Source organism: Actinoplanes sp. CA-131856, assembly GCF_050956135.1.
In the GTDB taxonomy this organism is placed as follows: Bacteria; Actinomycetota; Actinomycetes; order Mycobacteriales; family Micromonosporaceae; genus Actinoplanes.
Window position 1 is genome coordinate 4775486 of the sequence record NZ_CP191849.1, and the last position, 12879, is coordinate 4788364.

Sequence of the window (12879 nt, forward strand, 5' to 3'; positions counted from 1 at the left end):
CGGTCGCCGTCCACGGTGAGGCTCGCTTGTGGACGACGTCGCCGATCCGCGCCGCGCCGACGGTGTTGCCGCCCGGCAGAACCTCTTCGGTCATCGCCCTTTCCTACCGGAACCGCGGTCAAGACCGACACCGAATTCCGACTGTTGTGGATCAGTCAGATCTAAACCCGCGATGCTGACAGATCTTGGACAGATCATGCACATCGACGGATCTGCATGTTTCGCTCCCGGAGGTCATCTCACGGGGGAGGTAATCGTTCATGTCGTATGCGCGTCGTTTCGCGCGGGCCCGCTGGTTGGCGGGCTTCAGCGCATTCCTTCTGGTCGGGACGCTGGCACCGCCGGCGGATGTGCCGGCCTTCGCCGATCCGGGCGACGTTCCCAAGGTCACCGCCGGCCAGGCTCCGCAGCAGCGGGGCGTCCCGGCCGGCGCGGCCGGCGAGGTCGCTCTGTCCGAGAGCGAGCGGCCTCCGGTCGTACCGCCGCTGGTGAAAGCCGGCGGCGACGCCGAAAGAGTGGGCAAGGCCGCCGTCGCCCGGGCCGCCGCGGCGGCGCCGGGCGAGGCGTTCGTGGATGTGTTGCTGCGGCCCGGATTCGTGCTCGGCGACACCTCGCTCGTCACCTACTTCAACCTCAAGGACCAAGGGTTCGACTCGTGGCGGGTCGACCTGTTCGACACCGAGTCGCAGACCAGGCAGGAATCGGCCGTGCTGGGCAAGGACCAGCTCGGCAACGACGGCTGCGGTGAGCTGCGCAGCTACTGCAAGTCGCTCGGCGCCGAGCAGGGCTGGCAGCTCGACGCGACCAAGAGCTACTTCGTCACCATCACCGGGCTCTACCCGGACGGCGAGGTGCCGTCGGCCAACTCGGAGAACGCGCAGCCGCGCACGACCGTCGACCCGCCGGCCATCCCGGACCGGCAGGCGGCCGGCTGCGGATGCTCGGCCGCGCTGGGCATGACCAACGCCAGCCAGGCCGTGCGCGCGATCGGCGTGAACACCGGCACCGGTGCGTTCACGCTCACCGAGGGCGACCTCTCGATGGCCTCCTTCGGGATCCCGTTCAGCTCGAGCCGGGCGTACTCGTCGCTCAACACCGGCGCCTCGGCCTTCGGGCCGGGATGGGCCTGGATGTACGACCTCAAGGTCACCCCGGTCGACGGCGGTGTGCTCGTCCGCGCCGAGGACGGGTCCGACACCTTGTTCAAGGCGGACGGCGCTGGATTCGTACGCCCGCCGGGGGTCCGGTCGACGTTGCGCACGACCGGCGACGGCTGGTCGCTGACGACCCGCGAGAACATCGTCTTCAGCTTCGACGCGCAGGGCCGGCTCGTCTCGCTGCTCAACCCGCGTCAGGTGGGCCTGCGGTTCGCGCACACCGACACCAGTATCACGGTGACCGACGCCTCCGGGCGTAAGGCCGTGGCCAAGGTGGCCGGCGGCCTGATCCAGTCGATCACGCTGCCGGACGGGCGCAGGGCGCAGTTCTTCTACACCGGCGGTCTGCTCACCAAGGTGATCGACGCCTCCGGTGAGATCTGGCAGTACAAGTACAACGCGGCCCGGCTGCTCACTCAGGCGATCGACCCGCGCAAGGTCGTCACCTTCACCAACGAGTACGGCGCCACCGGCCGGGTCACCCGGCAGCTGGACGCGCTGGGCGCCGCCACGACGTTCGAGTGGAACGCCACCAAGCAGGAGGCCAAGACCACCGACGCCGACAACGTGGTGGTCTGGGACGGCTACAAGGGCAACGTGCTGCTGCACTCGCAACGGGGCAACGGCGACACCAACAATCACCGGTACGACTCGACGCTCAACCGCAACCTGGTCGTCAACGGCAACCAGAACCAGCACGAGTCGCAGTACGACGCCGCCGGCAACCTGATCGAGCAGTTCGCGCCGGGCCGGAAGTTCAGCACCAAGACCCAGTACGACGCCCGCAACAACCCGACCACCCACGTCGACGCCGACGGGCAGACGTGGAAGGACGAGTACAACCAGTTCGACGAGCTGGTCAAGAGCACCGACCCCGAGAACCACTCGGTCACCTACACCTACGACGACCGGGGCCGGCCGCTGACCGTCACCGACCGGCTGGGCAAGGTCTCCAAGATCGAGAACATCCTGGACGGTGAGCTCAACGCCGGCCTGACCAAGGCCACCATCTCGCCCGAGGGACGGCGGATGGAGTACGCCTACGACAAGGTCGGCCGCAAGATCGCGGAGACCGATCCGCGGGGCACCGTGGCCGGCGCCAAGCGGGAGAACTTCACCACCCGCTCGGTCTACGACGAGCTCGACCGCATGGTGGCCGTCTACCAGCCCACCAAGAAGAACCCGGAGACCAGCGAGTTCGACGCGGCCGGCCGGCTGAAGAAGTCGACCACCTCGGGCGGGGTGTCCACCTCGTACAGCTACTTCGACAACGGCCTGCCCAAGGCCACGTTCGAGGAGCGGCGCACGCTGCTCTACACCTACACGGCGGCCGGTCGCCGACTGACCGCCGCGATCGACATGAAGCACGAGGCCGACCTGGTCACGAGCTGGACGTACAACGTCAAGGGCCTGGTCGAGTCGGTCACCTCACCGCGCGGCAACGTGCCCGGGGCGACCAAGGCCGACTTCACCACGACCTACAAGTACGACCACAACGACAACCTGATCCAGATGCGCCGGCCGTATCCGAACGGCCAGGTGGTCGTGAAGGACTTCAAGGTCGACGATCTGGACCGCAGCGTCGAGACGGTCGACGAGTTCGGCAAGTCCTCGACGTCGCAGCGGGCCAACAGCGGCCTGGTCACCGGCACCAAGGACGCCCTGGGCCGGACCACGGCGATGGAGTACGACAAGTCGGGCCGCCAGACCGGCATCACTGACTCGGGCGGGGCGCAGACCAAGACCGAGTACGACGCGAACGGCCGCAAGGTCAAGGAGATCTCGCCGACCGGCGGCATCACCACCATGACCTACACCGACGACGGTCTGATGGCCTCGGTCACCGAGCCGCGCGGCAACGTCGAGGGCGCCGACAAGGAGCGGTTCACCGCGCACTTCGAGTACGACCTGGCCGGCAACCCGGTCAAGAGCGTCGACGCGCTGGACAACGTCACCACGACGAAGTTCGACGCGCTGAACCGGACGGTCTCCAGCACCGACGCCAACGGTCACGTCACCCGCTACACGTACAACGACGACGACCAGCCGCGGACCGTCACCGCGCCGAACGCCGAGTTCGACTCGGACGACCCCGAGGAGGACTCGACCCTCTACCGGTACGGCGAGGACGGCTCGCTGTCCTCGATCACCGACCCCAAGGGCAACACGACCTCGGTCTACTACGACGAGGCGGGGCGGCTGCTGCGCACCACCGATCCGATCGGGCGCAGCACGTACGCCAAGTACGACGCCGACAACAACCGGATCCAGACGCTGACCCTCGGCGACGACGACGAGTTCGACGACCTCAGCCCGGCCGAGATCGCCAAGCGGACCATCGTCGACGAGTACGACATCGTCAACCGGCTGGCCAAGCGCACGCTCGGCACCGGCGGCCCGGTCTACCAGTGGGGCTACGACGCCAAGGACCGGACCACCTCCTACGGTGACCCGACCGGCGTCCGCTCCGTCGTCTACGACGACGAGGACCAGATCAAGTCGGTCACCCGCAAGGAGGCCGGCCGCGCCGACGAGACCTTCTCGTACGACTACGACAACCGCGGCAACATCAAGAGCCGTCAGCACCCGGACGGCACCACGGTGGCCTACGACTACGACGCGGGCAGCCGGATCACCAAGCAGACCGCGGCCGGCGCCACCTGGTCCTTCGGCTACGACGTGTCCGGGCGGCGGACCACCACCACGCTGCCGGCCGCGACCGGCCTGACCGAGAAGCGGGTCTACGACGACGCGGGCCGGCTCACCTCGATCGGCACCGAGCGCACCGGCGAGGCCGTGCCGGGCGTGCAGGACCCGATCTCCAAGTACGACCTGACGCTGGACAAGGCCGGCAACCCGAGCCGGGTCGTCACCACCCGTGGTGGCGTCGCCGAGTCGGTCGCCTACAGCTACGACGAGGCCGACCAGGTGCTGTCGGCCTGCTACGGCGTGGCGTCCTGCACCGACAAGTCGGTCAAGCCGGTGGGCCGGATCGACTACAGGTACGACCTCAACGGCAACCGCACCAAGCAGGTGCGCACCGGCACGGCGGGCAACGACGTCACCGAGTACGAGTACGACGACGCCGACCAGCTCACCGAGGAAGAGGTCGAGGGGCCGTCGCACGAGCGGGAGACCGAGTACAAGTACGACGAGCGCGGCAACCAGATCAAGGCGGGCGGCGACAAGTTCCAGTACAACCTCGACAACAGCCTGGCCAAGGCCACGCTCGCCTCGGGGCAGTCGACCACGTTCAACTACGACGCGGGCGGCCTGCGGATCTCCTCGACCTCGGCCTTCCAGTCGCAGACCTCGACGCAGCGCTGGTCGTGGGACGTGGCCGGGACGCTGCCGCAGATCGCGATCGACACCGTCGAGCAGGGCGGCGCGGTCACCGAGAAGCGCGGCTTCACGTACGGGCCGGACGACGAGCCGCTGGCGCTGCTCGATCCGGCGAGCGGGGTCCACGCGTACACGCACGACTGGCTGGGCGGCACGGCGAACATGCTGGCGCCGAACGGCACGCTGGAGAAGGGTTACGACTACGACCCGTTCGGCCAGCCGCGGGTCGGCCCCACCCTGGCCGGTCAGCAACTGCCGGGCGAGAGCATCGAGAACCCGCTGCAGTTCGCCGGCGCCTATCAGGACAACACCTCGGGCGACGGCAACTACTTCCTGCGGGCCCGCAACTACAACCCGGGCACCGGCCGGTTCGACAGCCGGGACCCGATGCCGACCGGGCCGGGCGCGACCTCGGCCTACACGTACGCCGCGAACAACCCGGTGGCGTACAGCGACCCGACCGGCCTCGTGCCGGACGCCGGGCCGACCACCACGGCGACGACGGCCGCGTCCACGCAGGGCCCGTCGCCGGAGGATCTGGCCAAGGCCAACCAGCTGCAGTCCAAGAGCATGCTCGACGTGATCCTGGAGGCCGGCGGGCAGATCCTGATGGAGTTCCTCGGGATCAACGACCTGCTCAACTGCCTCAAGGGTGACCTGGTGGCCTGCGTCTCGCTGGTCGTCGGCGCGCTCCCGTGGGGCAAGATCTTCAAGGCCCCCAAGATCGCCGAGGCGATCTACAAGGCCGGCAAGGCCGTGGTCACCTTCTTCCAGGAACTGAAGTGGGCCAAGGCCATCATCAAGGGCGCCGAGGACGCGGCCAAGGCGGCCAAGGAAGCGGCGGCCGCGGCGGCCAAGGCAGCGGCCGACAAGGCGGCGGCGGCCAAGGCAGCCGCGGAAAGGGCGGCCAAGAAGGCGGCGGCCGAAGCCCAGGCCAAGGCGAAAGCCCTGGCCGCCAAGGCCAAGGCCAAGACGAAGAAGGACGCGGGCGACGGCGCCTCCTGCCCGATCCCGGTCCGGCACAGCTTCGTCGCCGGCACCCCGGTGCTGCTGGCCGACGGCAGCAGCAAACCGATCGAGGAGGTCGAACCGGGCGACACCGTCCAGGCGACCGACCCGGAGACCGGTGAGACGGCCGACCGGCAGGTCACGCACACCATCCGCACCGACGACGACAAGGAATTCGTCGACGTCACGGTGGCCGAGGCGGACGGCTCGGCCGACACGCTGACCACCACCGAGCACCACCCGTTCTGGTCGGAGACCCGCAAGCAGTGGGTCGACGCGGGCGACCTGCGCGAGGGCGAGCTCCTGCGCACGTCGGCCGGCACGTACGTCCAGGTCTCGGCGATCAAGTCGTACGAGCACGAGGAGATCACCTACGACCTCACGGTCGACGATCTGCACTCGTACTACGCGGTAGCCGGCGAGACCCCCGTACTCGTCCACAACACCAACTGCGGAAACGCGAGCCCCAACGCCCAGGATCACGTCGAGTGGGTCAGCGAGGGCCCGGACATGCGGGCGGGCCCGCGGGCACGGCCGGCGCAGCAGAGGGCCTACGAATACGAGTCGGGAGTGTCGGGCGCCCGTTCCGACATCGCCACCGGCCGGGCCCAGGTGCCGCGTCTGTCGATGCCCGGACGGGACGGCGACGTCACCGCGAAGTTCGACGGCATCGACGGCAACGAAGTCATCGACCGGAAGAACGGCGTGCTGCCGTGGACATCGGATTCGATGATCGACGAGGCCAGGCGCCAGGCCGGGACGTCCGCCTATCATGGACTCCAGGCGGTTTGGGAAGTGCCCAACGCCTCCGTGATGGCTCAGGCCCAGCGATGGCTCAGTGATGCCGGCGTCTCGAATATCAATGTGAGGATTGCTCCCTGATGAATGTCGATCCCATCATCCTGGCCATGGTGAGCTGCGTGCTGATGCTCGACACGGCGGAACCGGACGACGTCGACCCGGACTTCGCCGTGAGAGTGCAAGAGGTGATGGGGGAGTATCTGGCGGAGATTCCGCAGTCCGACGAGCCGGAGTTGCGGGCAACGCTGCTCCGGCTCGCGGAAGAGGTGTCCGGCCGAGAGCCCGACATGGCGAAGCACCTGACGCGGTGGGCCAGAAATCTCAGCGATTCCTGATTTATGGGCGCCCTTCCCGTTCCGGCGGGAAGGGCGCCTCTCGCGCATCGTGAACTGTTAGCACCCACCTCACACCGGGGGCCGAAGACTGGCCCGACACCGTCCAGCGTGGACCGTGAGTGAGGAAGGTGGTCGCCATGTACAGACGTGCTCTGCTGGCCGCCGTCGTGGCCGGGGCGCTGATCGCGCCGGCCGGGGCGCAGGCCGCGCACAGGAAGCCCAGCCTCGACACCTCGTTCGCCGGGACCGGGGCCGTCTACGACGATTTCGGGCCTGGGGACGAGGTCGCCGGCCTGGTGGTCCAGCCGGACGGGAAGATCCTCGCCGCCGGTCCGGGCGATTTCAAGTTCAACCTCGTCCGCCACCTCCCGGACGGCAACCTCGACCCCTATTTCGGGAGCTGGGGACGGGTCGTCACCGACGTCCATCCCGACACCGAGGGCGAACACCCGACCACCCTCACACTGCTTCCGGACGGGCGGATCATCGTGGGCGGCCGGGTGACGCCGGGCGGGCGCCAGACCGCGGTGCTGGTGACCTACGCCGCCGACGGCACCGTGCTGAGCACGCTCTACCCGGATCTCGGGGAAGGGCTGGCCGGCTCCTACGTGGCCGGCGTGTCGGCCCGGCCGGACGGCAAACTGCTGGTTGCGGTGTCCGCGGTGACCGAGGACGGCAGCGCCCCGCCCGTGCTCACCCGGCTGCTGCCGGACGGCACCCCCGACCCCACCTTCGGCGTCGGTGGCGTGGTCCGCGCCGACATCGGCGAGCGCGACTTCGAGCAGGTGAGCGGCATGGCCGTCACACCGGACGGTCACATCGTGGTGAGCGGCTCGACCATGTGGTGGAGCACCCTGCCCGAGCCGACAAGCGACATCACGCTGGCCCGGTTCACGCCGGACGGCGCCCTCGACACCTCGTTCGGCACGGGCGGGCGGGTGAGCCGCGACATCACCGGGCCGCAGGGCATCGACGGCGGGGGAGGGCCGCTCGTCACCGCCGACGGGCGCATCCTGGTGAACGCCTGGACCCAGAAGGGCGACACCCGGCGTACGGCGCTGCTGCGCTTCCTGCCGACCGGCCGCCCCGACCGTACCTTCGACCGCGACGGCCTCGTGACCACGGCCTTCCCCTCGCTCAACTCGCCGGTCGTCGGCGCCGGCGGCCGCATCATGGTCACCGGTTCGGTGAACGGCGACGTGCTGCTCGCCGAGTTCCGCGCGGACGGCAAGCTGCTCTGGTCGCACGCCACCGACGTCGCCGGCGCTGCCGAGTACGGCAACACCCTCACGGTGCTGCCCGGCGGCAAGCTGCTCGTCGGCGGTCACGTGGCGTACTTCGACTTCGCGATCTTCCGCTTCAACCGATGAGTACCGGGCCGTACGCCGGTCTGTAGGGCATGCGAGCGATCAAAGCGACACTGTTCATCTCCCTCGACGGCGTGGTCGAGGCGCCCGACCAGTGGCACTTCCCGTACTTCGACGACGAGATGGGCGCGGCCGTCGGCGCCGTCGTCGGTGAGGGCATGACGGACACGCTGCTGGTCGGGCGGAAGACCTACGACAGCTTCGCCGGCGCCTGGCCCGAGCGCGAGCGGGCCGGCGGGGACGACGCGGCTTTCGCCAAGCACTTCGGCGACTGCCGCAAGGTCGTCGTCTCCCGCCGGGAGCTCGACTTCACCTGGCGCAACTCGGAGCAGTTGCGCGGCGGCCTCGTCGACGGCGTCACCGCGCTGAAGAACGAGCCCGGCGGCCCGATCGGCATCAGCGGCTCACCGTCGGTCGTGGTCCAGCTCATCGAGGCGGGCCTGCTCGACGAGCTGCATCTGCTGGTGCACCCGATCGCCGTACGCCGAGGGGGCCGTCTCTTCCCGGAGGGCGAGCGGCGGCTGCCGCTCACCCTCCGCTCCGCACAGGCTTTCGGGACGGGCGTTCTCCATCTGGTGTACGGCGCCGGGGACGCGCCCGCCGAGGCCGGGTACGACGACGCGAAGGCCCACCTGCGGCCCTAGACCGCCGAGGCCAGCGACAACCCGAAGCGGCCCTCCGGGTCGGTCCACCACTGGTCGAGGCCGAAGCCGGCCTCGGCCAGCTCCTTCTCGACACCCTCGCGGCGGAACTTCGCCGAGATCTCGGTGCGGATCTCCTCGCCGGAGCCGAGCTCGATCACCAGGTCGACCGCGGGGATGGTGACCCGCATGGGCCAGCGGGCCCGCAGCCGCATCTCGATCCACTCGTCGCGGTCGTTCCACAGCGCCTGATGGGAGAAGCCGTCCACGTCGAAGTCGGCGCCGAGCGAGCCGTTGATCACGCGCAGGACGTTGCGGTTGAAGTCGGCCGTCACGCCCCGCGCGTCGTCGTAGGCCGGCACCAGCACGCGCGGGCTCTTGACCAGGTCGGTGCCGAGCAGCAGATGCTCGCCCGGGTGGAGGACCTCGCGGATGGTGGCGAGGAACTTGGCCCGCTCGGCCGGCTCGAGGTTGCCGATCGTGCCGCCGAGGAAGACGACCATGCGGTCGGGCCCGTCCGGCAGATGGCCGAGGTGGCGGCCGAAGTCGCCGACGACGTTGTGCACCCGCAGCGCCGGATGGCCGGCCTCGATCTGTGCGGCCGCGGCGGCCAGGGCCGAGGCCGAGATGTCCATGGCCACGTACGTCTCGAGCGAGCCGAGCGCGTCGAGCAGCAGCCGGGTCTTGGTGGAATAGCCGGAGCCGAGCTCGATCAGCGTGCGAACGGGCGGCAGCGACGCGGCCCGGGCGGCCAGGATCGACCGCTCGGCCCGGTAGGGGTAGTACTCCGGCAGCTCGGTGATCTGCTCGAAGAGCTCGCTGCCGCGCGCGTCGTAGAACCATTTCGGCGGCAGCCATTTGGGGTCGGCGGTCAGTCCGGCGACCACGTCGGCGCGCAGCGAGCGCTCGATGTAGGCGTCGTCCAGGTACACATCGGTGATGGTCATGGCGCTCCCAGGGGCGTGAGGGCGAGGTCGCTCGCGGTGGCGACGAGCAGATGACGGTCGGGGACGGGCTGCCACTCGGATGAGTCGTCGAGGGGCTCGGAGCTGACTGTCACCCCGTCGCCCCGGCGGACGGACAGCGAATGCCCCACCGTGGTGGCCACGATGGTCGTGCCGTCGGTGAGCAACAGGTTGAGCCGCGACCCGGGCGCGACCGCCTCGACGTCGGCCACCGTGGAGGCGACTGCCTCGGCCGGGGACGAGGTGCGCAGCCGGTCACGCACCAGCGCCCACAGCAGCGCTGAGTCGGTCGGCGCTTCGAGGGTGAGCAGATCGGTGGTGGGCAGGGTGGCGGCGAGCTTGGCGACTGAGCCGGGCCAGCCGGTCACCCTGCCGTTGTGGCTGAACAGCCACGCCCCGTCCCCTCCGCCGAAGGGCGCCGCCGCGGTCTCCACCACGGGCATGCCCACGGTCGCGCTGCGCACCGCGGCCAGCATGCCGGTCACCCTCAGCGACGCGGCCAGGGCGGGCAGGGTGGTGTCGCTCCAGAGGGGAGTGGCCCTCCTGTACCGGACCGGGCCGGGGAACCAGCCGATGCCGAAGCCGTCGGCGTTTATCGTGCCGCCGCCGCGCATGTCGCGCGGGGCCCACGACTGGCGCGACAGCGAGTGCGGCGCGTCGAACAGCAGCCGGGCCGGCGCGATGGCCGGCCCGGCGTAGGCCAGATGACGGCACATCAGGCGCCGTCCCGCCCGGCGTCGCGGGCCAGGCGGAAGCCGCTGAAGATCTGGCGGCGGATCGGGTAGTCCCAGTTGCGGAACGTGCCCCGGACGGCCGCGCGGTCGGTGCCGAACGAGCCACCGCGGAGCATCTTGTAGTCGGGGCCGAAGAAGACCTCCGAATATTCGCGGTAGGGGAACGGGGCGAACCCCGGGTAGCCGGCGAAGTCGGTCGAGGTCCACTCCCACACGTCGCCGATGAGCTGGTGGACGCCGAGCGGCGACGCGCCGCCGGGGAACGCTCCGGCGGCCGCCGGTCGCAGATGACGCTGCCCGAGGTTGGCGTGCCGGGCCTCCGGGGTGTCGTCACCCCAGGGGAAGCGCCGTGAGCGGCCGGTGGCCGGGTCGTGGCGGGCCGCTTTCTCCCACTCGGCCTCGGTCGGCAGCCGCTTGCCGGCCCACGCGGCGAACGCCTCGGCCTCGTAGTAGCAGACGTGCACGACCGGCTCGTCGTCGACGATCGGCGCCGTACGCCCGAACGACGTGGCCAGCCAGCCGTCGCCGTCGCGCCGCCAGTGCAGGGGAGCGGTCAGGCCGGCCGACTGGCGGTGGTCCCACCCGGCCGGGCTCCACCAGCGCGGGTCGTCGTAGCCGCCGGCCGCGATGAACGCCGCGTACTGCCCGTTCGTCACCGCGGCCCGGTCGATGTAGTAGGCCGGCACGTCGACCCGGTGGGCCGGCCGCTCGTTGTCCAGGGCCCAGGCCTCGGTTGCGGTGCCCATCTCGAACGGGCCGCCCGGCACGAGGACCTCGCCCGTCACGACCGGCGTGGCCACCGGCGGCGGGGCAGCGGTCAGCACCGGGGCGCCCACGCGCAGCTGGTGGGTGGCTAGCATGGTCTCGTCGTGCTGCTGCTCGTGCTGCACGATCATGCCGAAGGCGAAGCCGTCGACGGTCAGCCGGCGGCCCTCCATGCGGGCCGCGTCGAGCACGTCGAGCGCCTTGTCGCGCACCTGGGCCACGTAGCGCCGGGCCTCGGCCGGGCTCAGCAGCGGCAGGGCGGGCCGGTCGGCCCGGGTGTGCTTGAACGCGTCGTAGAGCTCGTCGATGTCGGGGCGCACCGGCTCGCGGCCGCCGACGTCGCGCACGAGCCACAGCTCCTCCTGGCTGCCGACGTGGGCCAGGTCCCAGACCAGCGGCGACATCAGCGGGGAGTGCTGGCGGATCAGGTCGCCGTCGTCGACGGCCCCGGTCAGCAGGGTCGTGCGGTCACGGGTGCGGATCAGCTCGGCGGCCACGCGGTCGCGCAGCCGTTCGGTCTCGATGGTCACGACAATGCCTCCTGGAGGCGCGAAGCGGACTCGACGACGGACGGATCGAGGCCCGAGCCGCCGAGACGGCGGCAGGCCCGGTCGAGCAGGGTGGCGGCGGTGCGCCGCAGGGCGGGGTCGGCGACGCCCCGGCGCGCGGCCTCGGCCCACCGGCCGGCGGTCGGCGCGGCCACGTCGAGGGTGTCGCCCGGGTCTTCCATGAGCGCGGCGATGACGGCGACCGGCACGATCCAGTCGCCGCCGGGCTGCGCGTCGAGGTAGCGCACCTCGAGATATCCCCGTGGCCGCACGGGCGGGAACAGCAGGCTGAGGTGGTAGTCGACGTCGTCGTGCGTCGGCTGCCACGGCAGCGCGCCGCGGGCCCAGTCGCGCAGGGTCGTGCCCGGGGGCGCGTCCCAGCAGTCGCCGTCACGGCGCACACAGGTCAGCGGCGCCTCGAGGGCGTAGCGGGCCCAGTCACCGGCCGGATCGTCGCCGCCCGCGGGCACGGGGTGGGTGAGCCGGGGATCCATCGCCAGCCAGGCGGCCATGCGGGCCGAGGCCAGCCCGGTGTCGCGCCCGGCGTGCCGCCGCGAGTTGGCGAACGCGGCCACCATGGCCGGCCCGATCGCGGAGACGGCGGCCCACCGCAGCGAGTCGGGGCCCGGGTCGAGGCAGACCTGGAGCCCGGCCGTGCTGCTCATCATGACCCGCCCGTCGGGGCCGCGGCGGTCGAAGGCCCGCTCCATCGCGTCGTAGCGCGGCGTCCGCACGAGCCGCCGGGGCTCGCGGTACGGATCGGCGCCGTGCTCACCGAGGGAGAGGCCGGACTCGGCGAGCAGCTCGGTCAGGAACGCCGTGTCGGCGCTCACCGCCGCGTGCAGCCCGGGGAGCGAGGTGGCGGGGGCGGAGGAGATCTCGACCTGGCCGCCGGGCTCGACGGTCACCGCGCCGCCCGCGGGGAGCGGGCCGGGCGGCACCGGTGAGCCGAGGGTCTCCGGTGTGAAGCGGCCCAGGGCGTCACGGATGTCGGAGGGATGAAGCGGCGCCGAGGGCGCCACCGTGTGGTGCAGGGTCCATTCCAGCTCGGCGCCGATCAGGGTGGGCGGGCCGGTCTTGAAGCAGATGGCGCGGATGCGCGCCTCCACCTCGTCCTGGGTGCGCAGCACGGTTGCCGTGACCACGCGCGTGCTTTCGGTCATGAGGCGACGCTAAGGCCGGGGTCCGACACTTTCCCGCGACGGATCCCACATGA

8 protein-coding genes are annotated in these 12879 nt (G+C 70.8%); 4 read left to right on the plus strand and 4 right to left on the minus strand.

Going from position 1 to position 12879, the window contains the following annotated elements:
• Nucleotides 1–260 precede the first annotated feature (260 nt).
• From ACQP2X_RS22090 to ACQP2X_RS22105, 4 genes are all read left to right on the plus strand, one after another.
• Nucleotides 261–6389: a polymorphic toxin-type HINT domain-containing protein gene (locus tag ACQP2X_RS22090; protein WP_498699831.1), complete on the plus strand. Its 6129-nt coding sequence runs from the start codon at nucleotides 261–263 to the stop codon at nucleotides 6387–6389.
• On the plus strand, nucleotides 6389–6643 hold the full coding sequence (locus tag ACQP2X_RS22095; protein ID WP_498699832.1) for a hypothetical protein: 255 nt from the start codon (nucleotides 6389–6391) through the stop codon (nucleotides 6641–6643). Before ACQP2X_RS22090 ends, ACQP2X_RS22095 begins: the two co-directional genes overlap by 1 nt.
• A gap of 137 nt (nucleotides 6644–6780) precedes the next feature.
• The gene (locus ACQP2X_RS22100) at nucleotides 6781–8013 is read left to right on the plus strand and encodes a hypothetical protein (protein ID WP_498699833.1); all 1233 of its coding nucleotides are present in this window, start codon (nucleotides 6781–6783) and stop codon (nucleotides 8011–8013) included.
• 29 nt (nucleotides 8014–8042) lie between these two features.
• Nucleotides 8043–8654 carry a dihydrofolate reductase family protein gene (locus ACQP2X_RS22105; protein WP_498699836.1) on the plus strand — a complete coding sequence of 204 codons (612 nt, stop codon included), beginning with the start codon at nucleotides 8043–8045 and terminating at the stop codon, nucleotides 8652–8654.
• Here the strand turns inward: ACQP2X_RS22105 and egtD are convergent.
• Genes egtD through ACQP2X_RS22125 form a run of 4 tightly spaced genes read right to left on the minus strand, consistent with a single transcriptional unit; the run spans nucleotide 8651 to nucleotide 12826 of the window.
• Complete coding sequence (egtD, locus tag ACQP2X_RS22110; RefSeq protein WP_498699838.1) at nucleotides 8651–9598, minus strand: L-histidine N(alpha)-methyltransferase; 948 nt, start codon at nucleotides 9596–9598, stop codon at nucleotides 8651–8653. The genes ACQP2X_RS22105 and egtD overlap by 4 nt on opposite strands.
• The gene (gene egtC, locus ACQP2X_RS22115; RefSeq protein ID WP_498699840.1) at nucleotides 9595–10332 is read right to left on the minus strand and encodes an ergothioneine biosynthesis protein EgtC; all 738 of its coding nucleotides are present in this window, start codon (nucleotides 10330–10332) and stop codon (nucleotides 9595–9597) included. Before egtC ends, egtD begins: the two co-directional genes overlap by 4 nt.
• Nucleotides 10332–11645 (minus strand): ergothioneine biosynthesis protein EgtB, encoded by a 1314-nt coding sequence (gene egtB / locus ACQP2X_RS22120; protein WP_498699841.1) that lies wholly within the window; start codon nucleotides 11643–11645, stop codon nucleotides 10332–10334. The genes egtC and egtB overlap by 1 nt, the downstream gene beginning before the upstream one ends.
• The gene (locus ACQP2X_RS22125) at nucleotides 11642–12826 is read right to left on the minus strand and encodes a glutamate-cysteine ligase family protein (RefSeq protein WP_498699843.1); all 1185 of its coding nucleotides are present in this window, start codon (nucleotides 12824–12826) and stop codon (nucleotides 11642–11644) included. The genes egtB and ACQP2X_RS22125 overlap by 4 nt, the downstream gene beginning before the upstream one ends.
• Between the last annotated feature and the right edge of the window lie 53 nt (nucleotides 12827–12879).

Coding starts and splice junctions, on each gene's coding strand:
- ACQP2X_RS22090 (WP_498699831.1), top strand. CDS start 261: ATGTCGTATGCGCGTCGTTTCGCGCGGGCCCGCTGGTTGGCGGGCTTC.
- ACQP2X_RS22095 (WP_498699832.1), top strand. CDS start 6,389: ATGAATGTCGATCCCATCATCCTGGCCATGGTGAGCTGCGTGCTGATG.
- ACQP2X_RS22100 (WP_498699833.1), top strand. CDS start 6,781: ATGTACAGACGTGCTCTGCTGGCCGCCGTCGTGGCCGGGGCGCTGATC.
- ACQP2X_RS22105 (WP_498699836.1), top strand. CDS start 8,043: ATGCGAGCGATCAAAGCGACACTGTTCATCTCCCTCGACGGCGTGGTC.
- egtD (WP_498699838.1), bottom strand. CDS start 9,598: ATGACCATCACCGATGTGTACCTGGACGACGCCTACATCGAGCGCTCG.
- egtC (WP_498699840.1), bottom strand. CDS start 10,332: ATGTGCCGTCATCTGGCCTACGCCGGGCCGGCCATCGCGCCGGCCCGG.
- ACQP2X_RS22125 (WP_498699843.1), bottom strand. CDS start 12,826: ATGACCGAAAGCACGCGCGTGGTCACGGCAACCGTGCTGCGCACCCAG.